The sequence below is a fragment of the Brucella sp. IR073 genome, assembly GCF_049065735.1.
Taxonomy (GTDB): domain Bacteria; phylum Pseudomonadota; class Alphaproteobacteria; order Rhizobiales; family Rhizobiaceae; genus Paramesorhizobium.
In genome coordinates this window covers 13,450-35,865 of sequence record NZ_JBAKHD010000003.1, presented here as the reverse complement: position 1 = coordinate 35,865, position 22,416 = coordinate 13,450, and the positions used below count along the sequence as shown (strand labels likewise).

Here is a 22,416-nt window from a genome sequence, read left to right as displayed (position 1 = left end):
GCAAGCTTCGCGCTCTACTGTCGGCCTCGCAATATGGCGGCAGGATGCGATGCAGAAGAATTTCCGGCAGTTTCTCGAACAATTTTCAGGGGCGCTCGCCCGGCTCGGGACGAAGCGGCTGATCGCGCTCGGCCTCGTCGGGGCGGCGCTTTTCGGCACGATCCTTTTCTCGAGCTTCTATTTCAGCCAGCCCGCCTATGAGACGCTCTATGTCGGCCTCAACCGCGACGATGTGAACCGCATGGGCATGGCGCTGGGCGAGGCGGGGATTCCCTTCGACGTGAAATCGGACGGCACCTCCATCCTCGTTCCCTTCGGCAAGGCGGAGCAGGCGCGCATGCATCTGGCCGAAAAGGGCCTCCCGACCAGCAACAATGCCGGTTACGAGCTTTTCGACAATATGGGCTCGCTCGGGCTCACCTCCTTCATGCAGGAGATCACCCGCGTGCGCGCGCTCGAAGGCGAGATCGCCCGCACCATCCAGGCGATCCGGGGCATCAAGGCTGCGCGCGTCCATATCGTGCTTCCGGAAAAGGGCAGCTTCCGGCGCGGCGACCAGAAGCCTTCCGCCTCCGTGGTGATCCGCACCGAGGGCGGCTTCGCGGCCGAATCGGCGCAATCGATCCGCCAGCTCGTCGCCGCGGCGGTTCCTTCGCTCGACGCCTCCTCCGTCACCGTGATGGACACCAATGGGCGGCTGCTTGCCTCCAGCGAAGATCACGCCAATGGCGCGGCGGTGGCGGCAGCGACGCTCGAGGCGCAGGTCTCGGCGTCCATCGACGACAATATCCGCAAGGCGCTTGCGCCCTATCTCGGCGTCGGCCATTTCCAGACCAGCGTGCAGGTGGCGCTCGACACCGACCGCAAGCAGATCAACGAGACGGTGTACGATCCCGAATCGCGGGTGGAGCGCTCGGTGCGCGTGGTGCGGGAGAATGCCGCTTCGCAGAACTCCAAGGACGATAATGCCACCGGCGTGGAGCAGAACATCCCGCAGGAGGAAATCCAGAGCCGGAACGGCGAAAGCTCTTCGGAAAAGAATGAGCGCCGCGAGGAACTGACCAATTACGAGATCAACAGCAAGACGGTCTCGACTGTCAGCGACGGCTATTCCGTCAAGCGGCTCTCCATCGCCGTGGTGGTCGACCAAGCGCGGCTGCTTGCCTCGGCGGGCACCAACCCGCCGCCCGCCAATTTCGTCGAGGACCAGGTGGCGAAGATCCGTGATCTCGTCGCCACGGCGGCGGGGCTCGACACGGAGCGCGGCGACGTGGTCAATGTCACGGCGCTCAACTTCCTCGACGCCAATGGCGAGGACATGCAGCCGCTGTCGAAGCCCGTGTCGGAGATGCTGCTGTCGCAGGCGGGCAGCCTCATCAATGCCGCGGCGCTGATCGGCGCGGTGGTGCTGATCCTCTGGTTCGGCGCGCGGCCGCTGATGCGTGAGATGGCCGTCTCCAACGTAAAGGCCGTCGCCCAGCGCGAGGGCAGCGATGTCGCCATTCCCGATTTCACCGGCACGGGGCAACTCGCCAATGCCGGTGAGGCGGCGCTGCCGAGCCCGGCGAATTATGCCGCCCAGGCGCAGGAGAGCCTCGGCGACCTTCGCCAGCGGATGCGGGCTCCGGCGCGCTACCGGCTGGAGCAGATGATCGAAATGGATGAGGAGCGCGTGGCGGCAGTGCTGAAGCAATGGGTGCATGAGGAGGTGCCGGTCGAGCGCCGCTTCGAACCCGAGGCCACCGAGCGCAAGGCGGCCTGACGATGAGCGCCGTTTCCATCGCCAGCTTTCTCACCGACTTTTCGCCGCGCCGGATTCCCGATGAGCGGGTGGTGATCCTGCCCGCCTTGCGCGAGGAAGAGCCTGAACCGGAACCCTTGGACGAGGCCAGCCCCGAACAGGCGTTCGAAGCGGCGGTCGATGCCGAATTGCAGGTGAAGCAGGCCTTCGAGGCAGGGCGTGAAGCGGGCCGGGCGGAGGCGGATGCGCTCTACGAGGCGGAAAAGCAGCGCGTACAGCGGGCGCATGAAGAAGAAATCGCCGGAATCAGGGCGGCTGCCTTAAGCGAAACGGCAGACCGGCTGACGGCGCAGATGCAGGCTGCCCTTGAGACACTGGAGGCTTCGTTCTCGCGCCAGTTGGCGGAGCTGCTCGAGCCGCTCATCGCCGCGCATATCGAACGGGCGGCGGTCGCCGATTTCGCGCGGCAGGTCACGGCCTGTCTCCCTGCGGCGATGGGCATGGAAATCCGGGGCCCCCGCGATCTTCTCGATGCGCTGCATAGCCTTGAGGGCTTCGCGTCCGAAAATTTCATTCCCATCGAGGCGGATGCGGCGGAACTCAGCCTGCGGCTTGACGAGCGCATCATCGAAACGCGGCTCGCGCCTATCCTCGCAGAATTGAAAGCATTGATCCGATGAACCGGGATCCCGAGACCGATCGTGAAATCATCATCGTGCGCCGGGGCCATGGCGACGACCATGACGAGCATCATGGCGGCGTGTGGAAGATCGCCTATGCGGATTTCATGACGGCGATGATGGCCTTCTTCCTTGTGATGTGGCTGATCAACGCCACCAATGAGGAAACCAAGGCGGCGGTGGCGAGCTATTTCAACCCGGTCAAGCTGGTGGACCGGCATTCGAGCCGCAAGGGCGTCGAGGAAATCGACCAGAATGAGGGCAAGGTCCGCTTCGAGAGCGACACCAAGACCGAGGACGGCACCAAGGTCATCAACGACCAGAAGGCCCAGGTGCCGACGGAGGCTGAGGAGCGGCTGATGTTCAAAGAGCCCTATGCGGTGCTCGCCGACATCGCCAATCAGAGCGGCGTCTTGCAGAACCAGTCGAAGGCGGGCGAGGGTGGCGCGAGCATTGCCGGACCGCTGACGGGATCGGAAGGCGGCAAGGCCTATCGCGACCCGTTCAACCCGGATTACTGGTCGAACCGCGCCGATGACGAGCTCTTCCCCGCCATCGCCGAGCCCGCGCCGCCGAAGGCTGCCAAGGAGGCGGGCGAGGCCGGGAAAGACAAGGCTGAGAAACAGGACGGCGCTGCCGAAAAGCCCAAGGACGAGCCCGCGAAGGAAGCCAAGGGGGAAGCCGGCCCGGCAAAAGCGGCGCAGGAGGGCGCGGACGCTGCTGGTGGGGCGGAAGCGCAAAAGCTGGCGAAGGACATCGCCGAGGCCACCGCCGGCGCGAAGACGGGGAACAGCCCCGATATCACCGTCGTGCCTGCCGAAGGCGGTGTGATGATCCAGCTTACCGACAAGATCGACTACGGCATGTTCGCCATCGGCTCCGCCAAGCCGGACCGGCGCGTGGTCGAGGTGATGGAGAAGATCGCGAAGATCATCTCGGAGCGCAAGGGCGACGTGATCATCAGCGGCCACACGGATGCGCGCCCCTTCAAGAGCGCCACCTATGACAATTGGCGACTCTCCTCCGCCCGCGCGCAGATGGCCTATTACATGCTGGTGCGTGGCGGGCTGGATGAAAAGCGCGTGCTGCGCGTGGAGGGATATGCGGACCGGCAGCCGAAGAAGGCTGATGATCCCAACGCGGCGGAGAACCGGCGGATCGATATATTTTTGAAGACGGCGCCGTGATGAGAATACACTGGCTAGCGTATTTCTTATTAAAACGGGAAGGTCGGCGGGACAGCGCCCCCCTCTGTCCTGCCGGACATCTCCCCCGCAAGGGGGGAGATTACGCCCTCATCTCCGCTTTCGCCAATCGCCAACTTTGTAAGGCAAGCGCCCTGGGCCGGGACAGCCAATCTCCCCCCTTGCGGGGGAGATGCCCGGCAGGGCAGAGGGGGGCGCCTAGCGCTTCCCTTAAAATCGTTATCCCTCTACGCATTCTTCTCCTCGCCGCCTCCACCGCGCTCCTCCCCACGGGCGCGTTCGCCGCGTCACCTTTGCCCAAGCTCGAGCCGTACCAGCTCGTCCGCTCGCTGCGCATGCTGCAGGATCAGGTCGTTGCGGGAAAGCCCGAGGCGCTCGCGATGCTGAACCGCGTGCTGGCGCGTATTGCGGGGCAGATGCAGGCGAGTCCTTCGGATGTGTGGTCGCGGCCAGATAACCTCCATGCGGCGGTGATTTACCTCCTGAATGGCGGCAATCCGGAGATCGTGCGGAACATCCTCAAGGCCGCGCCGCCGGAGGTGCTTGCGCCCCGGCTGGTGGCTGGCGCGCTCGCCTATACGGACGCCAACACGGCGGAGGCGGTGAAGCAGTTCGCCGAGCCGCTGCCGCCAGGCCTTCCGCCGGAGCTGGTGGCCTCGATCTATCTGGTGACTTCGCCGCCGCTTGCGTCCAGCGATCCGGCGCTGGCGATGAAGCGGCTCGATACGATCCGCGTCTCGATGCCGGGCTCGCTTTTCGAGGAGGCGGCGATCCGGCGCAGCCTCAAGACTGCAGCGCGCTTGAACGATGCGAACAAGGTGAAGCTGCTGGCGCGCAATTACCTCCAGCGATTCTCCCGCTCGCCCTATGCGGAGGATTTTTACCTGCAATTCGTCGATGCACTGATGCAGCTGAAGGACGGCATCACCAACGACGACATCGCGGAATTGATGCGGTTTGCAAGCCCCATGGCGCAGCGGGCGTTTTACCTGCGCGTCGCACGCGGCGCGCTGCTCGACGGGCAGATGGAGCGCTCCCGCTTCACCTCGGCCAAGGCGGTGGAACTGGCGCGGCAACTGGGCCTCGACGACGCGCAGGCACGGCTTTATTCTGCGGCAAGCACGGCGGCCTCCACCGGCGCGGGCGAGGCGATCCGCACGCTCTCGGAAATACCGAGGGACCGGCTGCATGAGCGCGACCAGCGGCTGCTCGACGCGGCGGAGGCGATGGCGGGGCGTGTCGTGCGCGAGCCTAGCGCAAAGCCGGTTCCGGCCTCGGCTGACAAGGAGGAGGCGAGCCCCGAATGGATCGAGCCCGGCATTGAAACCCAGCCCGCTGATCCCGCGGTAGCGGAAACCGTGGACGAAACAAGGAAGAAGCTGGCCGAAATCGACCGGCTGCTCGGAAAAACACAATGACAATCAAGGATATCCTGCCGCAGATGACGCAGTCTTCTGTTCACGTCGCGCGCATGGGCGGCAAGCACGCGCTTCACGCCAATGAGAAGGAGGCCGATCCGAAGGAAGCGGCCGGTTTCGAGGCGCTGGTGCGCGAGTTGGCGGAGAAGATCGAGCCGCGCGGCGAGCGGGTTGAGAAGCCGGAGGAGGCGGATACGGACGAAGGCAAGCGTGAGACGCGGGAGCCCGATCCGCTTTCGGAGTTCGCGGCGCAGGCCATGCTGGCGCTCGATCCGTTCCTGACGAAAAGCACGGAAACCGCGGCGGCAAGCGCGGAAGCGGATACCCTTATGCCGAAGGCAGAGGGAACGAAGGCAGGGGAGAAGAAGACCACCGCCGACGATGCGGGCGATGAAATTCCTGTCGACGCGGCAATTGAGGTGGGCGCTGATGCCCCCAAGGCAGACCGCGTGAAGCCAGTGGAGCGGGCAGAGCCAAAGGCGGAGCAGAAGCAGGCCAGCCATACGGCTGTCGCTCCGCAACAGCCGGGCGGAAACGCGCCCGCGGTGAATAGCGCAGCGTCCCCTAAGGCGGAGGCGGCGAGCCCGCAGATGGAGACGAAGGGCGAGCCGCGGGCTCCGCAGCAGCCGGACGCGCCGAGCCAGCCTCAACGCAGCGAGCCGGCCCCCAATGCGGAACGGGCGCAGCCGGCAACGCAGGGCACAAGCAATGCACCAAGCCCGCCCGCCGCTCCGCACGCGCCGGCAGGCGCGGCTCAGCCGGTGCGGCAGCCCATGCATATCACGGGCGTGGATGTCGTCTCGGAGCGCAGCTATGGCGTCGCCAGAACGCTTCACATCCGTCTGCAGCCGGAAGAGCTTGGGACCGTCAATGCGCGGCTCCGGCTCGTTCCCGAGGGATTGCAGGTGGAACTGATGGCCGACCGGCGCGACACGGCGGAGCGGCTTGCCGCCGACCGTGACATGCTCGGCAAGGCGCTGCAGTCGGCGGGTCTCGGCGACAATGCGGTCGTCGCCATCACGGTAACGGAGCGGCCCAATTCTTCCACGGCGAATATGGGCAACGGTCAGCCGGGGCAGCAGAATTTCGCCGCGCAGGACCAGTCCGGCGGGCGGAGCAGCGGACAACCGCAGACCCAGATGCAGGGAGAGAGGAATGGCAACAGGGATCAGCGCGGGTCATGGATGGATGACGAGCAGGGCCAGCGGGGCGGGGCGTCCGCGACCGTGGAGGCGCCTCAGGGCCGCCGCCTGTCTCGCGGTCTTGTCGTCTAGCCTGCTGGTTCCGGTTCCGGCGCGAGCGGAGAATTCCTGCGAGCGGGAGATGCACAAGGCCTCGGCCAAATATGGCATCCCCATCGGCATTCTCTATGCGGTGGGGCTGACCGAAACGGGGCGCAAAAATTCGCTCCAGCCCTATGCGATGAATATCGAGGGGAAGGCTAAATTCTTTCCCTCAGCCTCGGCGGCGCTCATGGGTTTTAGCGAAGCGCAGCGGCAGGGGGCGAAGCTGATCGACCTCGGCTGCATGCAGATCAACCACTACTTTCACGGGAACAAGTTCCCCTCGGTGGCGCAGATGCTGGAGCCGCACGCCAATGTCGATTACGCGGCGCGCTTCCTTAGGGAGCTCCGCGCACGCGAGGGAAGCTGGACGCTGGCGGTGGCCCGCTACCACGCCGGACCCAACAACAACCCGGCGCAGAAGAAATATGTGTGCCGGGTGATGGAAAATATGGTGGCCACCGGCTTCGGGAACTGGACGGCGCAGGCGCGCAAATTCTGCTTCGGATAGTCAGGTAACCATTTGTCAACAAATGTGAATTCCATCCCGCGTTACAGTTTTATATAGGGAGGATGACGGGTGCTTCTTGTTCCCGGCCTTCCGACCCTGTGGCATTTTTGACTCACCCACCTCTCCAAATCAGTGCCCCTAATAAATTGTGATTGCTGGCGAGTCATCGCGCCAGTTATCCGTTAACCATACGGGGCACAGACTGATTCGGAGGCGGGCCGATGATTGTGGTTGTGGACGAACGCAACCTTGTGACCAGCGGATATTCCGCGTGGTTCGGACGTGAAGGCATTTCAACGACAGGTTTTTCTCCCGATGATTTCGGCGAGTGGGTCGACAGCGTCGCGCAGAGCGATATTCTGGCGGTCGAAGCCTTCCTGATCGGCGAGTGCGCCAATCGCAACCATCTTCCACCCAAGATCCGCGAGCGTTCTCCCGCGCCTGTGATCGCTGTTAACGAGACCCAATCGCTGGAGCATACGCTGGAGCTGTTCCAGTCGGGCGTCGATGATGTGGTGCGCAAGCCCGTGCATGTCCGCGAGATCATGGCGCGCATCAACGCCATCCGCCGCCGGGCGGGCGTCGATGCTGCAAAGGGCGAGGCGCTGGGCACGCAGGTCGGGCCGATCCGGGTGTTCTCCGACGGGCGCGACCCGCAGGTCAACGGCGTCGAGTTCATCCTGCCCCGGCGCGAGCGGCGCATTCTCGAATATCTCATCGCCAATCGCGGCCGCCGGCTCAACAAGACGCAAATCTTCAACGCCATCTACGGAATCTTCGACGCTGATGTCGAGGAGAACGTGGTCGAAAGCCATATCAGCAAGCTGCGCAAGAAGCTTCGGGAGCGGCTCGGTTACGACCCCATCGATTCCAAGCGCTTCCTCGGCTACTGCATCAACATCGAGTAATTCGCCGGGCCGGATTCCCGGCCTGCCCGTGTACCGCTTTCCCAGTAAATCGTGAGTAATCCCCGAGGGGGCATCAGGTTCACGCAAGCGCCGTGGACTAGCCTCGGATTCCGGGATTCCCAAATTTGGTTTTACCGCATTCCGCGATCTCAGGCGCTGCCTGGCCCGCGAATGCTCCAGGAGACACCTATGAGCCTTTATGGAATGATGCGTACCGGCGTTTCGGGCATGAATGCCCAGGTGAACCGGCTTTCGGCAGTCGCCGACAATATCGCCAATTCCTCCACGGCAGGCTATAAGCGCGCCAGCACGCAATTCTCTTCGCTGGTGCTGCCGTCGACGGACGGGCAGTATAATTCCGGCAGCGTGAAGACAGATGTGCGCTACGGGATTTCCGAACAGGGCGGCATTCGTCCCTCGGACTCGCCGACCGATCTTGCCATTGACGGAAATGGTTTCTTCGTCGTCAGCAATGCGAACGGGACGCCCTATCTCACGCGCTCGGGCTCGTTCGTGAAGGACCCGGACGGTTTTCTCTACAACACCGCCGGCTATTACCTCATGGGCTATCCTGTCGTGAACGGGCAGGTCAGCAACGTCGCCAACGGCTTCCAGGGGCTGGAAAAGATCAACATCGCGCAGATGGATCTGGTCGCCGATCCAAGCCGCAACGGCAAGTTCACGGTCAATCTGCCTGCCGATGCCGATATCGTGCCGCCGCCTGCGGCCGGGGCCAATGACGCGAACTCGAAATACACCAACAAGACCTCGCTCGTCGCCTACGACAATCTCGGCAAGGCGGTGATCCTCGACGTCTATTTCAGCAAGACCGCGGACAATCAGTGGCAGGTCGCCGTTTATGACCAGTCGAAGGCATCGGCCAGCGGCGGGTTTCCCTATTCGGAGGCGGCGCTTGCAACCTCCACCATGACGTTCGACGCCAACTCGGGCAAGCTGACGGGCGGCGACGGTAAGCTTGAGATCGATATTCCGGGCGGCCAGACGCTCAATCTCGATCTTTCCGCGACGAAGCAGCTCAGCGGCAAATACACGGTCTATGAGGCGAAGATCGACGGGCAGGGCCCCAGCGCCATCAAGAGCGTCGATATCGGCGACGACGGCTCGGTGATCGCGCTCTACGAAAACGGCAGCCAGCGCGAGATTTACCGCATTCCGCTCGGCAATGTGGCGAGCCCGGACAATATGAAAGTGCTTTCCGGCAATGTCTATTCGCCGAGCGCCGACTCCGGCGACATCCAGCTCGGATTTCCCGGGGATAACGGCCTTGGCAGCATTTCCTCCGGCGCGCTCGAGGAGTCGAACGCGGATATCGCCGAGGAACTGACCGAGATGATCGAGGCGCAGCGCAGCTACACCGCCAATTCCAAGGCCTTCCAGACGGGGGCGGATTTGATGGATGTGCTCGTGAACCTCAAGCGATAGTTTTACAGCTTAAAGGTCGGGGGTGCGGGCGCCCGGCCTTCTTATAGACACGATTTCTCCGGGATTTTGCCATCAGATACCGGGATTTCGCCACAATACGCTTCCAATACTGGCGGGAATTGGATCAAAAATGTCACTTAGTTCTGCATTGCTTACGGCCCAGAATTCCCTGGCCGCTGCGTCGAAGAAGACGGCGGTCGTCTCCCGGAACATCGCGGGCGCAAGCGATCCAAACTATGTCCGGCGCATCTCGTCGGTGGTGTCGGGGCCATACGGCTCGGTCTATGTGAATGCCGGGCGCGCGGCGGATGAGGCGCTGCTGACGCGCTATATCGAGGCCAACAGCCAGACCACGGCTTCGAACACGCTCGCCGCCGGGCTCGACCGTCTCTCCTCGCTCTACTCCGCCAACGACTATGCCGGATCGCCCGCCGCGCTCATCGGCGATCTGCGCGATGCGCTTACGACCTATGCCGCGCAGCCGGGGCAGGGGACGACGGGCGACGCGGCGATCAACAAGGCCGTGGACCTCGCCAAGGCGCTCAATGAGGGAACGACGCAGATCCAGCAATTGCGCGCCGATGCGGACCAGGATATCGCCACCTCGGTCGATGACATCAACAAGCTGCTGTCCCGGTTCGAAGAGGTCAACAACAAGATCGTCAGCGGCACGCGCGCCGGGGCGGATGTTTCCGACTATCTCGACCAGCGCGATGCGATCCTGAAGGACCTCTCGGGCGAAATCGGCATCACCACGATGACGCGCAGCGACAATGACATGGTGATCTTCGCCGACAATGGGGTGACGCTGTTCGAGAAAACGGCGCGCCAGGTGAGCTTCGAGCCGACGCCGGGCTTCGCGCCGGGCACGAGCGGCAACAATGTCTATGTGGATGGCGTGCCGCTCTCGCATGGCACGTTCGACCAGCCCTATGGCACGGGCCGCCTCTCCGGCCTTCTGCAACTGCGCGACCAGATCGCGCCTGATTATCAGAGCCAGCTCGATGAAATAGCGCGCGGCCTCGTCGGCATCTTCTCGGAGGAGGGCGGGCAGACCGGGCTTTTCAGCCATACGGGCGACCTGACCAAGCCGGGCGTCGCGGGGACGATCCATGTCCCGTCAGACTATATACGCTCCGAAGGCGGCAATCCGGAACTGCTGCGCGACGGTCACGGCGACATATACAACCAGGACAACGCGGCTGGCTTCTCCGGGCGGCTGCAGCAGCTGATCGGCCTCATGGGCGAGAAGCGCCCGTTCGATCCGGCGGCGGGCCTTGGTACGAATTTGAGCATCGTCGATTACAGCGCTGCCTCCTCCGGCTGGCTTGAAGGCAAGCGCAAGATCGTCACGGAGAACCAGGACTACAACGCGATCGTTGCCTCGCGCGCCGAAGAGGCGCTCTCCAACGCCACGGGCGTCGATATCAACGAAGAGATGGCGCTGATGCTCGAAATCGAACAATCGTTCAGCGCGTCAAGCCGGATTCTTTCAACCGTCGGCGCGATGCTCGACGATCTCCTCAATGCGGTGAGGTAAGGCCCATGAAGGCTCAATCAGTCTCCACCTACGCACTCAACAACAGCCTTCGCTCGGTGGTTTCCAAGGCGCAGGCGGAGCTTCTGAAGGCGCAGAAGGAAGCCACGACCGGCACCGTCTTCGATGTGGGGCTGGCGCTGGGCTCGCGTTCCAGCCAGACCATTTCGCTGCGCAAGGAATATGATCGGCTGACTTCGCTCAGCGACATGAACAAGCTGACCGGCGAGCGCATGAAGACCTCGCAGACGGCGATCAGCGACGTCATCAAGGAATCGCAGAAATATCTCGCCAATCTGACCGGCGCGACCTCCACGCCCGAGGGCAAGAACGCCATTGTACAAAGCGCCAAGGCGGGGCTGCAGACGATGACGGGCCTGCTCAACAGCAGCTTCAACGGCGAATATATCTTCTCCGGCGTCAATACGGATGTGAAGCCGGTCGCTGATTATTATGCCGATGGCAGCACCGCGCGAGCATCTGTCCAGCAGGCATTTGAGGATCATTTCGGCTTCGGCATGGACGATCCGCAGGTGGCCGGCATCACGGGCGAGCAGATGACGGAATTCCTCGACGGGGCCTTTGCGGACGCGTTCAGCGAGGCCAATTGGAGCGAGAACTGGTCGCAGGCATCGAGCGATGTGATCAAGAGCCGTATCGCCCCGACGGAACTCGCCGAAACCTCCGTCAGCGCCAATGATTCAGGGTTCCGCAAGGCGGCGATGAGCTTCGCCATGGTGGCGGAACTGGGCGGTATCGGCCTCAGCGACGGGGCCTTCAATGCGCTTGTCGATAAGGCCCTAACGAGCACGACCGAAGCCATTACCGGCGTCTCACAGTCGCAATCGACCCTCGGCATCGCGCAGGACCGCACCAACAGCGCCAATACCCGCATAGCCGCCCAGCTCAACATTCTGAACAGCTCGGTTCTCGATCTGGAGGCCGTCGACCCTTACGAGGCGGCGACACGTGTCAATGCGCTGACCTCCCAGATCGAAAGTTCCTATGCGATGACCACGCGGCTGATGGGATTGAGTCTTCTCAATTACTTGAAGTAGTTCCTGAAATATAGAGTCAAGTCATATAAGTAATACTTGCATGAATTCTGCAGTAAAACTTGAAGTAACTTAAAGTATTGAATCAAGTTTTCTTATCAAATGTCCCGGGAGATGCCATGTACCAGATGAGCTATGAAGATGTGATGAGTGAGGATGCAGGGAGCGCCAAAGAGCGCGAGCGCCAGCTCTTCGACCGCTGCATCGACATGCTGGTGGAGGCGCGCGAAAAAGGCACATCGTCGCACGAGGCGATCGATGCCAGCTATTACACGATGCGGCTGTGGACCACGCTGATCGAGGATCTGGGCAGCGCCGAGAACGCTCTGCCGAAGGAGCTGCGCGCCGCGATCATCTCCATCGGTATCTTTATCCTCAAGGAGCTGGAGCGGATCAGGCAGGGGCAGTCCGAGGATTACGACACGATCATCGATATCACCCGCACGATCAGGGACAGTCTTTAAATGGCACCCACGCCGAGGAATACCATTCGCCTTTCGCTCCGGGCGGGCGAGAAGATTTATATCAATGGTGCTGTGCTGCGCGCCGACCGCAAGGTTTCGCTGGAACTGCTCAACAACGCGACATTCCTGCTGGAAGCGCATGTGCTGCAGCCGGAGCAGACGACGACGCCGCTGCGCCAGCTTTATTTCGCCGCGCAGACGATGCTGATCGAGCCGGCCCTTGCCGAAAAGGCGCGCGAGACATTCAAGATCATGTTCAAGGCGACGCTCAATGCCTTCGAGGATGCCGAAATCCTCAAGGGCTTGAAGATCGTCGATGAGCTCGTCCATCAGGACCGTATCTTCGAGGCGCTGAAGACGCTGCGCGGGCTCTATCCCGGCGAAGCGCGTATCATGAATGGGACAAGCAAGCGCGAACCGGAATTGAAAGCTCAGCCCGCGGAGGCAATGGCATGACGACGACACCAAGCGTTTATAACCCGACGACGAATACCAGCACCACCACGCAGAACACGCCCAAGACGACCAATGAGGCGACATCAGGGGCGGCGTCGGCGGATTACCAGTCCTTTCTCAAGCTGCTCGTGGCGCAGATGAAGAACCAGGACCCGACGCAGCCGATGGATTCGACGCAATATGTCTCGCAGCTTGCGACGTTCTCGAATGTCGAGCAGGCGGTGCAGATGAACAGCAAGCTGGAGAAGCTGCTCGGCAATTCCATGCTCTCGCAGGCGGACAGCCTCATCGGCCACACCGTCACCAGCGCCGATGGCAAGACGAGCGGCCAAGTGAAATCCGTACTCATCCAGCAGGACGGCAGCCTCCTCGCCAAGCTTGCCGACGGGAAAGAGCTGCCGATCACCGCCGGAGTGACGATTAGTTGAGGGAGTAGGGGAATTAGGGAGTAGGGGAGTAAGGGAATATGCACGACCAGCATACTCCCTTATTCCCCTATTCCCTTACTCCCTTAAAATAGCAATGAACGAAGCCGATGCGCTCGACATCATCAATTCGGCTATCTGGACGGTGCTCGCGGCGTCCGGCCCGGCGGTGCTGGCCGCGATGCTTGCGGGCATCGGTATCGCGCTCTTCCAGGCGCTGACGCAGGTGCAGGAAATCACGCTGACCTTCGTGCCGAAGATCGTGGTAATCTTCGTCGTCCTCGCCTTCACTGCACCCTTTGTCGGCGCGCAGATCAATTCCTTCACGCTGCTGGCCTATTCGCGGATCGAGAAGGGATTTTAGGGCTATTGGCGCCGGACGTTTATGAGAGCCTAATCTCCCCCCTTGCGGAGGAGGTGTCCGGCAGGGCAGAGGGGGGGGGCCGTAGAGCCCCCACGTTAAAAGCAACACCCTGCAAGGCTTTCCGACGAGCAGCGATATCGTCATTATTCTGACCGTCCTGTCTCGCCCTTACGCCGAACCATCCGTCACCGGCACATACAGCCTGTTCTCCGCCAGCGCCATGATAGCGCCGGTTCGCTCCAGCCAGTCCAGTCCCAGAATGCCTTTGATCTTAAGCGGCGGGATGACGAAGCTCATGTCGAGATAGCCGAAGCCCTTGGGCAGATAGGCGGGGAGCGGTTCGTCTTCGGCCTTGAGGGAGAGAATATCGTGCGTGAGGCATGTTTTGCTCTCGCCCGCCTGACTGCCCATCGTCAGGCAGTGCCTGTCATTGAAGCCTAGGCTCAATGATTGCGCGTAGTCCTTGTCGATGAGGCTGACGGCGGCCCCGGTGTCGATGAGAAAATTCACCGGCTTCTTTCCATTGATCGAGACGGTGACATAGCGATACGCATCGAGTGATTTCAGCGGAATCACTCTGTATTTGAGGGCGCTTCCCTTCACATAATCCGCGACAGCGCCGGAGGGAACCTTGCCATAAACTTCGCGGGTTCCGAAATTGAACCACAAGCCCAGCTTTTCGATCCACCCGGCTCCGATATAGCTGCCGCGCATCCCTTCCTTGCTGAAAGAAACCGGAAAAGCGCTGACCGGCGGCAGGGCGCCGAGGTAGAATTTCGCGATTGTTTTTTCATCGCCTTTCAACGACAGCCGCTCTTTCAGCGCTGCGTTGATATTATTGTCCGGAGCGCCGGAATCGAATTGAAGCGGCACGCCAAGGCATTGTTCCCGCGCCGGGCATAGAACCGCATCGATCTCCATCTGCCCGTTGGGGTCAAGCGTATAGGGCATGATGACAGCGCCGCGGTTATCTAGATAGCCCGACAGGTCATTTCTGTCCGGATTTTCCGCCGCATGGGCCTGTCCGAGACACGCAAGGGCGACAAACAGAAGACAAATGCCACCGGATTTCATGGCCTATCCTTTCCAAGCCAAGGCCCCGTGATCTCCGCCGCGCAGCCATGCAAGGCGCGAATTGCGGCGTTTGTAAGCAAATCCTTCGCGCAAGCTTCGCTGTCTATTCTCCTCTCACAGCATGGGAGAATGATGTGCAGCAGAGCGCGACGAAAACGTTCGGGAATGGCTTTCTGACGGGCAGCGATATCGGATTCGCGGCTGGTATCGTCATTATTCTGACCGTCCTGTTCCTGCCGGTCCCGGCGCTGATCCTCGATATCGGTCTTGCCTTTTCCATCGCCTTTTCGGTGCTGATCCTGATGGTGGCGCTATGGATTCAGCGGCCGCTCGATTTTTCGGCCTTTCCGACCGTGCTGCTGATCGCGACCATGATGCGGCTGTCGCTCAATATCGCGACGACGCGCGTCATCCTCACCCATGGCAATGAAGGCTATACGGCGGCGGGGCATGTCATTCATGGCTTTTCGCAATTCGTCATGGGCGGCGATTTTGTCATCGGCCTCGTCGTTTTCTGCATCCTGATCATCGTTAATTTCCTTGTCATCACCAAGGGCGCGACCCGTATCGCGGAAGTAGGTGCGCGCTTCACGCTCGACGCCATCCCCGGCAAGCAGATGGCGATCGATGCCGACCTTTCCTCCGGCCTCATTGACGAGAAGGAGGCGCAGCATCGCCGCCGTGAACTGGAGGAGGAAAGCTCCTTCTTCGGCTCCATGGACGGCGCGTCGAAATTCGTGCGCGGCGACGCCATTGCCGGCCTGATCATCACGACGGTCAATATTTTCGGCGGCATCATCATCGGCGTTACCCGGCATGGTATGGACATCGGGCAGGCGGCGGACGTCTTTACCAAGCTTTCCGTTGGCGACGGCCTGGTGACGCAGATCCCGGCGCTGATCGTGTCGCTGGCGGCGGGTCTGCTCGTCTCCAAGGGCGGCACGCGCGGCTCGACCGACCAGGCGGTGTTCGGTCAGCTCGGCGCTTATCCGAAGGCGCTGTTTATCGCGGCGCTCCTCCTCTTCGTGCTCGGCGTGATGCCGGGGCTGCCGGCGTTTCCGTTCTTCGTGCTTGCGGCAGGCATGGCCTTTGTCGGCTTCGCCATTCCGCGCCGCGCGGCCCGCCGCCGCGCCGCCGAGGATGCTGAGGTGGCTCAGAAGGCGAGGCAGAAGGAGGACGAGGAGCGCAACTCCGTCAAGGCTTCGTTGGAGACCGCGCAGATCGAGCTTTGCCTCGGCAAGCAGCTTTCCACCCGGCTCCTGGCGCAGCAGGAGGAGCTCGCCCACCGCGTCAACAAGATGCGCAAGAAATTTGCGCTGGAATATGGCTTCGTCATCCCCGAGATCAAGGTGACCGACGATATCGGCCTGCCGCCTAAGGTCTACCGGATCAAGATCCATGGCACGGCGGTGGCATCGCATGAGCTTCGCGTCGGCGAGACGCTTGTCGTGCTGGGTGAGCGTACGCCGCCTGCCGTGCCAGGCGAGGAAATGCGCGAGCCGGCCTTCGGCATGCGCGCCTATTCGGTGCCGGAAACCTTTGCGGCGGAGCTGAAGCGCGACGGCTATATGACGGTCGATAATCTCTCGGTGCTGCTGACTCACTTAAGCGAGATCATCCGCAACAATCTGGCGCAGCTTCTGTCCTATAAGGACATGCGCATCCTGCTCGACCGGCTCGGGCCGGAATATCGCAAGCTGCTCGACGATATCTGCCCGGCGCATCTGTCTTATTCCGGTTTGCAGGCGGTGCTGAAGCTCCTCTTGGCGGAGCGGGTGTCTATTCGCAATCTGCACCTCATTCTGGAGGCCATCGCGGAAATCGCGCCGCATGTGCGCCGGTCGGAGCTGATCGTGGAGCATGTGCGCATGCGCATGGCGCAGCAGATCTGCGGCGATCTGTCGGAAAATGGCGTGCTCAACGTGCTGAGGCTCGGCAATCGCTGGGACATGGTGTTCCACCAGAGCCTGAAGCGCGACGCCAAGGGCGAGGTGATCGAGTTCGACATCGACCCGCGTCTGCTGGAACAGTTCGGCACGGAGGCAAGCGCCGCGATCCGTAAGCATATGGACAGCGGCGAGCGCTTCGTCTTGGTGGCTTCGCCCGAGGCGCGGCCCTATATCCGCATGATCATCGAGCGCCTGTTCGCCACGCTGTCCGTGCTGTCGCATGTGGAAATCGCGCGCGGGGTCGAGGTGAAGGCGCTGGGGACGATTTCGTGAGGCGGCTCAAAATGTATAGGGGGGGCGCGTAGAGCGCTAACGTTCCCATGCCCTCCTTCCTCTCCCTCCCCATCAACGAGATGGTCCCCGCCGCCTTCCTCGTCTTCGCCCGTGTCGGGGCGTGTCTCATGGTCATGCCGGGCGTGTCGAGCCCGCGCGTGCCCATGTCGGTGCGGCTGTTTCTCGCCATTGCCTGCTCGCTGGCCGTTGTGCCGCTGATCGGGCCGCGCATGGCGGGGTCGCTGGCGGATACGCAATCGTGGACGCTGCTCAGGATGATCGTGACGGAAAGCATGGTCGGCGGGCTCATCGGCATTCTGGCGCAGATCTATTTCTGGGCGCTGCAATTCATGGCCCATGTGGTAGCGATGGCCATCGGCTATTCGGGGTCCCCGAGCCCCGCCATCGAGGAGACGGAGCCGCAGGCGATCATCGCCAGCATCATCACCTTCTCGGCGTTGTTCCTGTTCTTCGTCACCGATCTGCATCTGGAGGTGCTGCGCGCGCTCATCGCCTCCTATTCGGTCATTCCCATCGATAGCGGGCTCAAGCCCAGTGCGGCGCTGGTGGATATTACGGACGCATTTTCCGCTGCGTTCACAGGGACGTTGCGCATCGCCGCGCCGTTCATCGTGTTCGCGATTCTCGTCAACATCGCCATCGGCCTCATCAACAAGCTGACGCCGACGATTCCGGTCTATTTCATCTCGCTGCCCTTCGTTCTCGCGGGCGGGCTGACGCTCATCTATTTCCTGCTGCCGGAACTGCTGAGTTTCTTCAACGCCGAGATCGGCCAGCATCTGCGCAGCTTTTGAGAGACGATTTTCATGGACACCAAAGGCTTGAAGAAAATGATTGCGGTGCAATCGCTGATGAAGGCGCGGCAGGAGATGACGATCTCGCGTCTCACCGCTGCCTTGGCAGAGGCCGAGGCGGAGAATGGCGAACTCATCGCGATGCTCGACCGGCGTTATGACGGGCAGGCACGGTTCATCGACCCGGCGGCGATCCTGACGCGGATCAACACCAATATGCGCCGGAAGGCGGAACTGGAAAAGGAACTGGCGCGGGAGCGGCAGCACCTGCTCCAGACCTCGCGCCGTACCGAGATGCTGCAGGGGCGCATGGCGGACTGCCGGCGCGAGGATGAGAAAAAGACACTGGCGCTTCTCATCGAGGAATTTGCGGCGAAACAAACTCACTCAAGCCTGCCGTAAGTTTGGACGCTTAAGGTGCTGCGAAACATGATGAGAGGATATCAATGGCGATAAGCCCGCCGTCAGATCTGGTGCTCGATGTGGCCAATGCCGCCGATCCGGAAACCTACCGGGCGTCGGTGGAGCGGCTGCGCAGCATCGCGGCATCGCGGATGACGGCCGATCCGTCCGCGCTGGCCTTCTCCGTTGAAGCCGTGCCCGCGGATGCGCTTAGGCCGAAAAGCGCCAATCCGGCTTCCGCCTATACGAAGTTCGAGGCGTTCATGCTGCAGACCTTCGTGCAGTCGATGTTGCCGCAGGATGCGAACGCCGTGTTCGGGAAGGGCATTGCCGGGGAATATTGGAAATCGATGATGGCCGAAGCGATTGCCGAGAAAATGGCGGATGCGGGCGGCATCGGCATCGCGCGCATGCTTGAGGCGCAGGGCAGGCGGGCGGCTGACGGAACCACGCAAGCCGCCATTCTGCACCAGGCCGAGCGCGCGCTCATCAAGCAACAATTGGATACCGACGCGGATACGGAATCGACGCCGCGGACAGCTCAAGGAAACGTCTGATGACATCTGAAAACATGCTTGCCATCATCGAACCCGCGGATACGCTTAAAGAGCAGGCGGAGGTCGAAGCCGTGCTGAAGCCGGTCGTCAATGCCATCGAGCGGCTGGAAACCGTGGTCGAGACGGAGACGCAGCTGCTGCTCGAAGGGGCGCATCCGGACCTCGCTGACATCAACGCCCGCAAGAGCAGGGGGCTCTATGATTTCACCCGGGCGATGAACAAGGCATCGGCGCGGGCCGAGGCGTCGGCGCTGCGGACGCTGCAACCGCTGCTCGACCGGCTGCGGCAGAAGCTGGAGCGCAATTGCGAGGCGCTGCAACTGCACTTGCGCGCGGTGGGCGAACTCTCCGACATCATCCGCACCGCCATCGAAACGCATGAGGCGGATGGGACCTATACCCTGCGGGATGCAAGGGCCGGTCAAACCCTATGATCCGCATCGTCCTGATCGGCCTGTGGATTTGCGCCGTCGCGCTCGGCTCGCTGTTCTTCACGGTGAAGAGCCGCGTGCCATCGGAGGCGAAAGAGGAGAAGGCGAGCTATCTCGGCGGGATGGAATATGACAAGACCGACGTGTTCAGCGTGCCGGTCATGAGCGACGGGGCGGTGGCGGGCTATGTCATCGCGCAGTTCGTCTACACCATCGATTCAAAGGCGAAGGGACGCATCACCGTTCCCCTGGAATATTTCGTCAAGGACGAGATCTTCCGGCAATTCTACGGCAGCTATTCCGACACCAAGCAGGTCGAGAAGGTGCATTTCGAGACGGTGAAGAAATCCGTCATCGACGGTATCAACAGGCATTTCCCCGAGCCTGTCGTGCGCGACCTCCTGGTGGAGCAGTTCACCTATATGTCGTCGGACGAAATCCGCGAAATGAACATGAAATCGATCGGCAAGAAGCTGAGCCAGGCTCAAAGCGAATAATATTTCCCCGCCAGTTCCGCCAGGCGCGTCTCGCTGAGCGGGGGGATTTCCGGGTTGTGGCGGAAGCGGACGCCGAGTTCCAGGCCGTTGCGCCAGACGGTTTCGGCGATGAGGGCGCGGGCGTAGAAATCGTCGAACAGCCAGAAGCGGTCGGGAACCTTGCGCGGGTCGGCGACGCGCAGTTTCGCGCCTTCGCCCGCGATATCGTGCATCTGGCATTCGATCAGGAAACGACCGTTCAAATCGACGAGCTTGCCCGAGCGCAGCCGCGTACGGCGGCGCTCAGAGCGGCGTTTCTCAGTTGTCGAGGGGTCACGCACGGAGCGATGCCCGCGCTGAAACGGCGGGGGAAATTGTCTTTATGCCACCTGTGCCATCGATCCTGCCCATTTCAGCCTCGCAGCGGATTCTTCGTTGACCTCCCATGCCACACAAAGAATTTCCGAACCGTTAGGCTCGATGCGCGAGCCGAGGATTTCCGAGGGGACGCGGAATGAGCGGCACAGTTCGAATACTGTGCGCTCGCAGACGGCGATGTGGCGGTGAACGCCGCGCTCGATGCCGTACTCGATGGCACCAAGCGAAAGCTCGATGGCCACGCGGTTGACGCCGCTGTTGAATTTGAGATGCGAGGCTTCCGGCGACACGCAGAATCGGGTCGTTTCCCACACGCGCGGCGACATGATGCTAGTGCGATCAGGAACGAGATCGGAGAAGGCTTCCCATGTCAGGGTCGGGCCTGTCGTGACCATCTGGCGCAGGCCGCCCAGCAGTTTCCCCTTTGCATCAGTGGAAAGAATATAAAGACAGTCCATCGTGTCGTAGACGTCTTTTTCCATGTCTCCTGTAATTTTTACGCTCCATCCAAGCTTATCATGAAATATTTTCTTGCGAAGCCTAAAGTAATCATCAAGCAATGAACGGTATTGTAATCTTTGGTTGGGGTGGACATAGTGTAGCATGATTGCTCCTCAATCGCCTTAAGACTTTCTTGAGGCGAAATCGACGAGTCATGCCTAGTGGAATACCGACAATAAAACCGGTCTATCCGCCCCGCGGCGGATAGTTGCGTCCATTAGTGAAATCGAAATTAAGTGGATTCTTAAATTTGTAGTAATTCATGATAAAACTTGCGGATAAACTGATGGTTGGCAAATGGTTTTTGTTCATATTGCGCATATTTACTCCAAATAATATCTCCCAATTTATAGGGAGCGATATTTTATGTTTTGAAATACTTGGAGTGGCTGCGGTGGGGTGCGTTTTGCTCCGGAAATGCAGGGCGGGGAAGGGTCTGTCGCGAGCCCGGCGCTCCGGAATTGGGGCGGTCATTGTCTATCAATCGTGAGGAGATGAAGAGGCACGGGAGGCCGGATGAGGGGCGATTCTGCCCGCAAAAAATATCCTGAAGTAAATTGCTTTTCAGACGGAATCACTCAAACCCTTTACACCGTTGTAGCGATGGAAATGTCGAGGCATGGATTCCTGTGACAAGCACAGGAATGACGGAAGTGGGGATGGCGGCTCACCAATGTAAGCCGTTGTGCATGCACTGAGGTTGAAGGTTATCAAGAACATTCAAGCAATTCGTCATTCCTGTGCTTGTCACAGGAATCCATGCCTCGACGCTGCCGCCGCCGCTAGGTTAGAGAAAAGCAAATCGCTCCCGCCAAAAACCAAATACCCTAGCTACTCAAACAGTTGGCACAGGTGCCGCGAATTTCGATGGTGGTTTTGGAAAGCTTGAAGCCGTTGCTGTTCGCGCGGCCCCGGACTTGCCCCTCGATGACCTCATCGGAAAATTCCGAGACATGGCCGCATTTGTCGCAGATGGCGAAGGCGACGACGCCGTGCTGGCCGCACTCGGGATGGGCGCAGGCGACGAAGGCGTTGAGGCTTTCGACGCGATGCACGATGCCGAAATCCATGAGCTTGTCGAGGGCCCGGTAGACCTGCAACGGTGCGCGGAAGCCATCGTCGCGCAGCTTGTCGAGGATCGTATAGGCACTCATCGGCCCCTCGGCCTTGGCCAGTGCATCGAAGACCAGGCTCTGATTACGGGTAAGCTCAGGTCTGCTCGTCATTGGAATGCGCGTCCCTCGCATGTTGTGGTTGATAAAGTATATGTAGTGGCAGCAGGCTCAAAATAAAAACCCCTAATGCGGCCACGACGATGGACGGGCCTGAGGGGGTGTCGAAGTGCAGCGAGCCGAACAGCCCGGCGATGACCGCGCCCGCGCCCAGGAGCGAGGCGAAGACGGCCATCTGCTCCGGGGTGCTCGAGAAGCGCCGCGCCGTCGCCGCGGGGATGATGAGAAGGGCGGTGATCAGGAGGATGCCGACGATCTTCATCGCGATGGCGATGACGAGGGCCATGAGCAGCATGAAAATCATGCGCGAACGATCGGGATTGAGGCCTTCCGCCTGGGCGATATCCTCATTGACGGTCGCGGCAAGCAGAGGCCGCCAGAGCCATGCCATGACCAGCAGCACGAAAAGCCCGCCGCCATAGATGAAGGCGATATCGGATTTCGAGACCGAGAGGATGTCGCCGAACAGGAAGCCCAGCAGATCGACCCTTATCCAGGTCATGAACGCGACCATGACCAGGCCGAGCGCCAGCGTGGAATGGGAGAGGATGCCGAGGAGCGAATCGGTGGAAAGCGATTCGCGGCGCTGCAAGAACAGAAGCAGCACGGCGATCAGCAGGGCGACGGCGAAGACGCCGATCATCAGGTTGATGTCGAAAAAGAAGGCGAGCGCGACGCCCAGCAGCGCCGAATGGGCCATGGTGTCGCCGAAATAGGCCATGCGCCGCCAGATGATGAAACAGCCGAGCGGCCCGGTGGTGAGCGCGAGGCCGACGCCGGCTATGAGCGCGCGGACGAAGAAATCGTCAAGCATGATGTCCCCCGCTGTGAGCTATGC

Annotated in this window: 25 protein-coding genes; 20 read left to right on the top strand and 5 right to left on the bottom strand. The window is 61.3% G+C overall.

Translation table 11 applies throughout. The features are described from left to right. Window positions 1–49: 49 nt before the first annotated feature. From fliF to fliQ, 14 genes are all read left to right on the top strand, one after another. Window positions 50–1,762: a flagellar basal-body MS-ring/collar protein FliF gene (fliF, locus tag ACOWVG_RS06745; protein WP_420960892.1), complete on the top strand. Its 1,713-nt coding sequence runs from the start codon at window positions 50–52 to the stop codon at window positions 1,760–1,762. A 2-nt stretch (window positions 1,763–1,764) separates the two neighbouring features. Then, entirely contained in the window at window positions 1,765–2,421 is a 657-nt protein-coding gene (locus ACOWVG_RS06740) for a hypothetical protein (protein WP_420960890.1), read from the top strand. Then, window positions 2,418–3,608, top strand: a complete 1,191-nt coding sequence (locus ACOWVG_RS06735) for a MotB family protein (RefSeq protein WP_420960889.1) — start codon at window positions 2,418–2,420, stop codon at window positions 3,606–3,608. The genes ACOWVG_RS06740 and ACOWVG_RS06735 overlap by 4 nt, the downstream gene beginning before the upstream one ends. Window positions 3,609–3,919: 311 nt before the next feature. Next, window positions 3,920–5,044, top strand: a complete 1,125-nt coding sequence (locus ACOWVG_RS06730) for a chemotaxis protein MotC (RefSeq protein WP_420960887.1) — start codon at window positions 3,920–3,922, stop codon at window positions 5,042–5,044. Further along, a complete protein-coding gene (locus ACOWVG_RS06725; RefSeq protein WP_420960885.1) occupies window positions 5,041–6,318 on the top strand; it encodes a flagellar hook-length control protein FliK in 1,278 nt (425 codons plus the stop codon). The genes ACOWVG_RS06730 and ACOWVG_RS06725 overlap by 4 nt, the downstream gene beginning before the upstream one ends. Before the next feature lie 49 nt (window positions 6,319–6,367). Beyond that, window positions 6,368–6,838 (top strand): transglycosylase SLT domain-containing protein, encoded by a 471-nt coding sequence (locus ACOWVG_RS06720; RefSeq protein WP_420960883.1) that lies wholly within the window; start codon window positions 6,368–6,370, stop codon window positions 6,836–6,838. A 221-nt stretch (window positions 6,839–7,059) separates the two neighbouring features. Continuing rightward, window positions 7,060–7,746, top strand: a complete 687-nt coding sequence (gene ftcR / locus ACOWVG_RS06715; RefSeq protein ID WP_420960882.1) for a flagellar transcriptional regulator FtcR — start codon at window positions 7,060–7,062, stop codon at window positions 7,744–7,746. Window positions 7,747–7,935: 189 nt separating this feature from the next. Continuing rightward, complete coding sequence (locus tag ACOWVG_RS06710; protein ID WP_420960880.1) at window positions 7,936–9,189, top strand: flagellar hook protein FlgE; 1,254 nt, start codon at window positions 7,936–7,938, stop codon at window positions 9,187–9,189. A gap of 130 nt (window positions 9,190–9,319) precedes the next feature. Continuing rightward, complete coding sequence (gene flgK, locus ACOWVG_RS06705) at window positions 9,320–10,729, top strand: flagellar hook-associated protein FlgK (protein ID WP_420960879.1); 1,410 nt, start codon at window positions 9,320–9,322, stop codon at window positions 10,727–10,729. A 5-nt stretch (window positions 10,730–10,734) separates the two neighbouring features. Then, window positions 10,735–11,784: a flagellar hook-associated family protein gene (locus tag ACOWVG_RS06700; RefSeq protein ID WP_420960877.1), complete on the top strand. Its 1,050-nt coding sequence runs from the start codon at window positions 10,735–10,737 to the stop codon at window positions 11,782–11,784. A 116-nt stretch (window positions 11,785–11,900) separates the two neighbouring features. Further along, window positions 11,901–12,245 (top strand): flagellar biosynthesis regulator FlaF, encoded by a 345-nt coding sequence (flaF, locus tag ACOWVG_RS06695; protein ID WP_420960875.1) that lies wholly within the window; start codon window positions 11,901–11,903, stop codon window positions 12,243–12,245. Further along, window positions 12,246–12,701: a flagellar biosynthesis repressor FlbT gene (gene flbT, locus ACOWVG_RS06690; protein ID WP_420960874.1), complete on the top strand. Its 456-nt coding sequence runs from the start codon at window positions 12,246–12,248 to the stop codon at window positions 12,699–12,701. Continuing rightward, window positions 12,698–13,129: a flagellar hook assembly protein FlgD gene (gene flgD / locus ACOWVG_RS06685; protein ID WP_420960873.1), complete on the top strand. Its 432-nt coding sequence runs from the start codon at window positions 12,698–12,700 to the stop codon at window positions 13,127–13,129. The genes flbT and flgD overlap by 4 nt, the downstream gene beginning before the upstream one ends. Window positions 13,130–13,223: 94 nt before the next feature. Then, window positions 13,224–13,490, top strand: a complete 267-nt coding sequence (gene fliQ, locus ACOWVG_RS06680) for a flagellar biosynthesis protein FliQ (RefSeq protein WP_420960872.1) — start codon at window positions 13,224–13,226, stop codon at window positions 13,488–13,490. 168 nt (window positions 13,491–13,658) lie between these two features. Here fliQ and ACOWVG_RS06675 read toward each other — a convergent pair whose 3' ends face one another. Next, entirely contained in the window at window positions 13,659–14,564 is a 906-nt protein-coding gene (locus ACOWVG_RS06675) for an aspartyl protease family protein (protein WP_420960871.1), read from the bottom strand. 134 nt (window positions 14,565–14,698) lie between these two features. On the opposite strand from ACOWVG_RS06675, the gene flhA reads away from it, so the two are divergent. Genes flhA through ACOWVG_RS06645 form a run of 6 tightly spaced genes read left to right on the top strand, consistent with a single transcriptional unit; the run spans window position 14,699 to window position 19,488 of the window. Then, window positions 14,699–16,786, top strand: a complete 2,088-nt coding sequence (gene flhA / locus ACOWVG_RS06670) for a flagellar biosynthesis protein FlhA (protein ID WP_420960869.1) — start codon at window positions 14,699–14,701, stop codon at window positions 16,784–16,786. 47 nt (window positions 16,787–16,833) lie between these two features. Beyond that, complete coding sequence (gene fliR / locus ACOWVG_RS06665) at window positions 16,834–17,601, top strand: flagellar biosynthetic protein FliR (RefSeq protein WP_420960868.1); 768 nt, start codon at window positions 16,834–16,836, stop codon at window positions 17,599–17,601. A 12-nt stretch (window positions 17,602–17,613) separates the two neighbouring features. After that, complete coding sequence (locus ACOWVG_RS06660; RefSeq protein ID WP_420960866.1) at window positions 17,614–18,003, top strand: hypothetical protein; 390 nt, start codon at window positions 17,614–17,616, stop codon at window positions 18,001–18,003. Window positions 18,004–18,047: 44 nt separating this feature from the next. Further along, a complete protein-coding gene (locus ACOWVG_RS06655; protein ID WP_420960865.1) occupies window positions 18,048–18,560 on the top strand; it encodes a rod-binding protein in 513 nt (170 codons plus the stop codon). Beyond that, the gene (locus ACOWVG_RS06650) at window positions 18,560–18,994 is read left to right on the top strand and encodes a flagellar protein FlgN (protein ID WP_420960863.1); all 435 of its coding nucleotides are present in this window, start codon (window positions 18,560–18,562) and stop codon (window positions 18,992–18,994) included. The genes ACOWVG_RS06655 and ACOWVG_RS06650 overlap by 1 nt, the downstream gene beginning before the upstream one ends. After that, a complete protein-coding gene (locus ACOWVG_RS06645; protein WP_420960862.1) occupies window positions 18,991–19,488 on the top strand; it encodes a hypothetical protein in 498 nt (165 codons plus the stop codon). Before ACOWVG_RS06650 ends, ACOWVG_RS06645 begins: the two co-directional genes overlap by 4 nt. On the opposite strand, the gene ACOWVG_RS06640 is transcribed toward ACOWVG_RS06645, so the two are convergent. The 4 genes from ACOWVG_RS06640 to znuB form a co-directional block, all read right to left on the bottom strand. After that, window positions 19,476–19,808, bottom strand: coding sequence for a PilZ domain-containing protein (locus ACOWVG_RS06640; protein ID WP_420960861.1), 333 nt, complete (start codon window positions 19,806–19,808; stop codon window positions 19,476–19,478). The genes ACOWVG_RS06645 and ACOWVG_RS06640 overlap by 13 nt on opposite strands. A gap of 39 nt (window positions 19,809–19,847) precedes the next feature. Further along, on the bottom strand, window positions 19,848–20,450 hold the full coding sequence (locus ACOWVG_RS06635; protein WP_420960858.1) for an acyl-homoserine-lactone synthase: 603 nt from the start codon (window positions 20,448–20,450) through the stop codon (window positions 19,848–19,850). 723 nt (window positions 20,451–21,173) lie between these two features. Beyond that, window positions 21,174–21,572, bottom strand: coding sequence for a Fur family transcriptional regulator (locus ACOWVG_RS06630; protein WP_420960856.1), 399 nt, complete (start codon window positions 21,570–21,572; stop codon window positions 21,174–21,176). Then, a complete protein-coding gene (znuB, locus tag ACOWVG_RS06625; RefSeq protein WP_420960853.1) occupies window positions 21,556–22,392 on the bottom strand; it encodes a zinc ABC transporter permease subunit ZnuB in 837 nt (278 codons plus the stop codon). The genes ACOWVG_RS06630 and znuB overlap by 17 nt, the downstream gene beginning before the upstream one ends. Window positions 22,393–22,416: the final 24 nt, after the last annotated feature.

Excerpts from the sequence above, each read along its gene's own strand:
- ACOWVG_RS06700 (WP_420960877.1), top strand. The coding sequence starts at position 10,735 with ATGAAGGCTCAATCAGTCTCCACCTACGCACTCAACAACAGCCTTCGC.
- ACOWVG_RS06735 (WP_420960889.1), top strand. The coding sequence starts at position 2,418 with ATGAACCGGGATCCCGAGACCGATCGTGAAATCATCATCGTGCGCCGG.
- flbT (WP_420960874.1), top strand. The coding sequence starts at position 12,246 with ATGGCACCCACGCCGAGGAATACCATTCGCCTTTCGCTCCGGGCGGGC.
- ACOWVG_RS06645 (WP_420960862.1), top strand. The coding sequence starts at position 18,991 with ATGATCCGCATCGTCCTGATCGGCCTGTGGATTTGCGCCGTCGCGCTC.
- flaF (WP_420960875.1), top strand. The coding sequence starts at position 11,901 with ATGTACCAGATGAGCTATGAAGATGTGATGAGTGAGGATGCAGGGAGC.
- ACOWVG_RS06655 (WP_420960865.1), top strand. The coding sequence starts at position 18,048 with ATGGCGATAAGCCCGCCGTCAGATCTGGTGCTCGATGTGGCCAATGCC.
- znuB (WP_420960853.1), bottom strand. The coding sequence starts at position 22,392 with ATGCTTGACGATTTCTTCGTCCGCGCGCTCATAGCCGGCGTCGGCCTC.
- ACOWVG_RS06710 (WP_420960880.1), top strand. The coding sequence starts at position 7,936 with ATGAGCCTTTATGGAATGATGCGTACCGGCGTTTCGGGCATGAATGCC.
- ACOWVG_RS06720 (WP_420960883.1), top strand. The coding sequence starts at position 6,368 with ATGCACAAGGCCTCGGCCAAATATGGCATCCCCATCGGCATTCTCTAT.
- ACOWVG_RS06630 (WP_420960856.1), bottom strand. The coding sequence starts at position 21,572 with ATGACGAGCAGACCTGAGCTTACCCGTAATCAGAGCCTGGTCTTCGAT.
- fliQ (WP_420960872.1), top strand. The coding sequence starts at position 13,224 with ATGAACGAAGCCGATGCGCTCGACATCATCAATTCGGCTATCTGGACG.
- flgK (WP_420960879.1), top strand. The coding sequence starts at position 9,320 with ATGTCACTTAGTTCTGCATTGCTTACGGCCCAGAATTCCCTGGCCGCT.
- fliR (WP_420960868.1), top strand. The coding sequence starts at position 16,834 with ATGCCCTCCTTCCTCTCCCTCCCCATCAACGAGATGGTCCCCGCCGCC.
- ACOWVG_RS06675 (WP_420960871.1), bottom strand. The coding sequence starts at position 14,564 with ATGAAATCCGGTGGCATTTGTCTTCTGTTTGTCGCCCTTGCGTGTCTC.
- ACOWVG_RS06650 (WP_420960863.1), top strand. The coding sequence starts at position 18,560 with ATGACATCTGAAAACATGCTTGCCATCATCGAACCCGCGGATACGCTT.
- ACOWVG_RS06725 (WP_420960885.1), top strand. The coding sequence starts at position 5,041 with ATGACAATCAAGGATATCCTGCCGCAGATGACGCAGTCTTCTGTTCAC.
- ftcR (WP_420960882.1), top strand. The coding sequence starts at position 7,060 with ATGATTGTGGTTGTGGACGAACGCAACCTTGTGACCAGCGGATATTCC.
- ACOWVG_RS06635 (WP_420960858.1), bottom strand. The coding sequence starts at position 20,450 with ATGCTACACTATGTCCACCCCAACCAAAGATTACAATACCGTTCATTG.
- ACOWVG_RS06740 (WP_420960890.1), top strand. The coding sequence starts at position 1,765 with ATGAGCGCCGTTTCCATCGCCAGCTTTCTCACCGACTTTTCGCCGCGC.
- fliF (WP_420960892.1), top strand. The coding sequence starts at position 50 with ATGCAGAAGAATTTCCGGCAGTTTCTCGAACAATTTTCAGGGGCGCTC.
- flgD (WP_420960873.1), top strand. The coding sequence starts at position 12,698 with ATGACGACGACACCAAGCGTTTATAACCCGACGACGAATACCAGCACC.
- ACOWVG_RS06660 (WP_420960866.1), top strand. The coding sequence starts at position 17,614 with ATGGACACCAAAGGCTTGAAGAAAATGATTGCGGTGCAATCGCTGATG.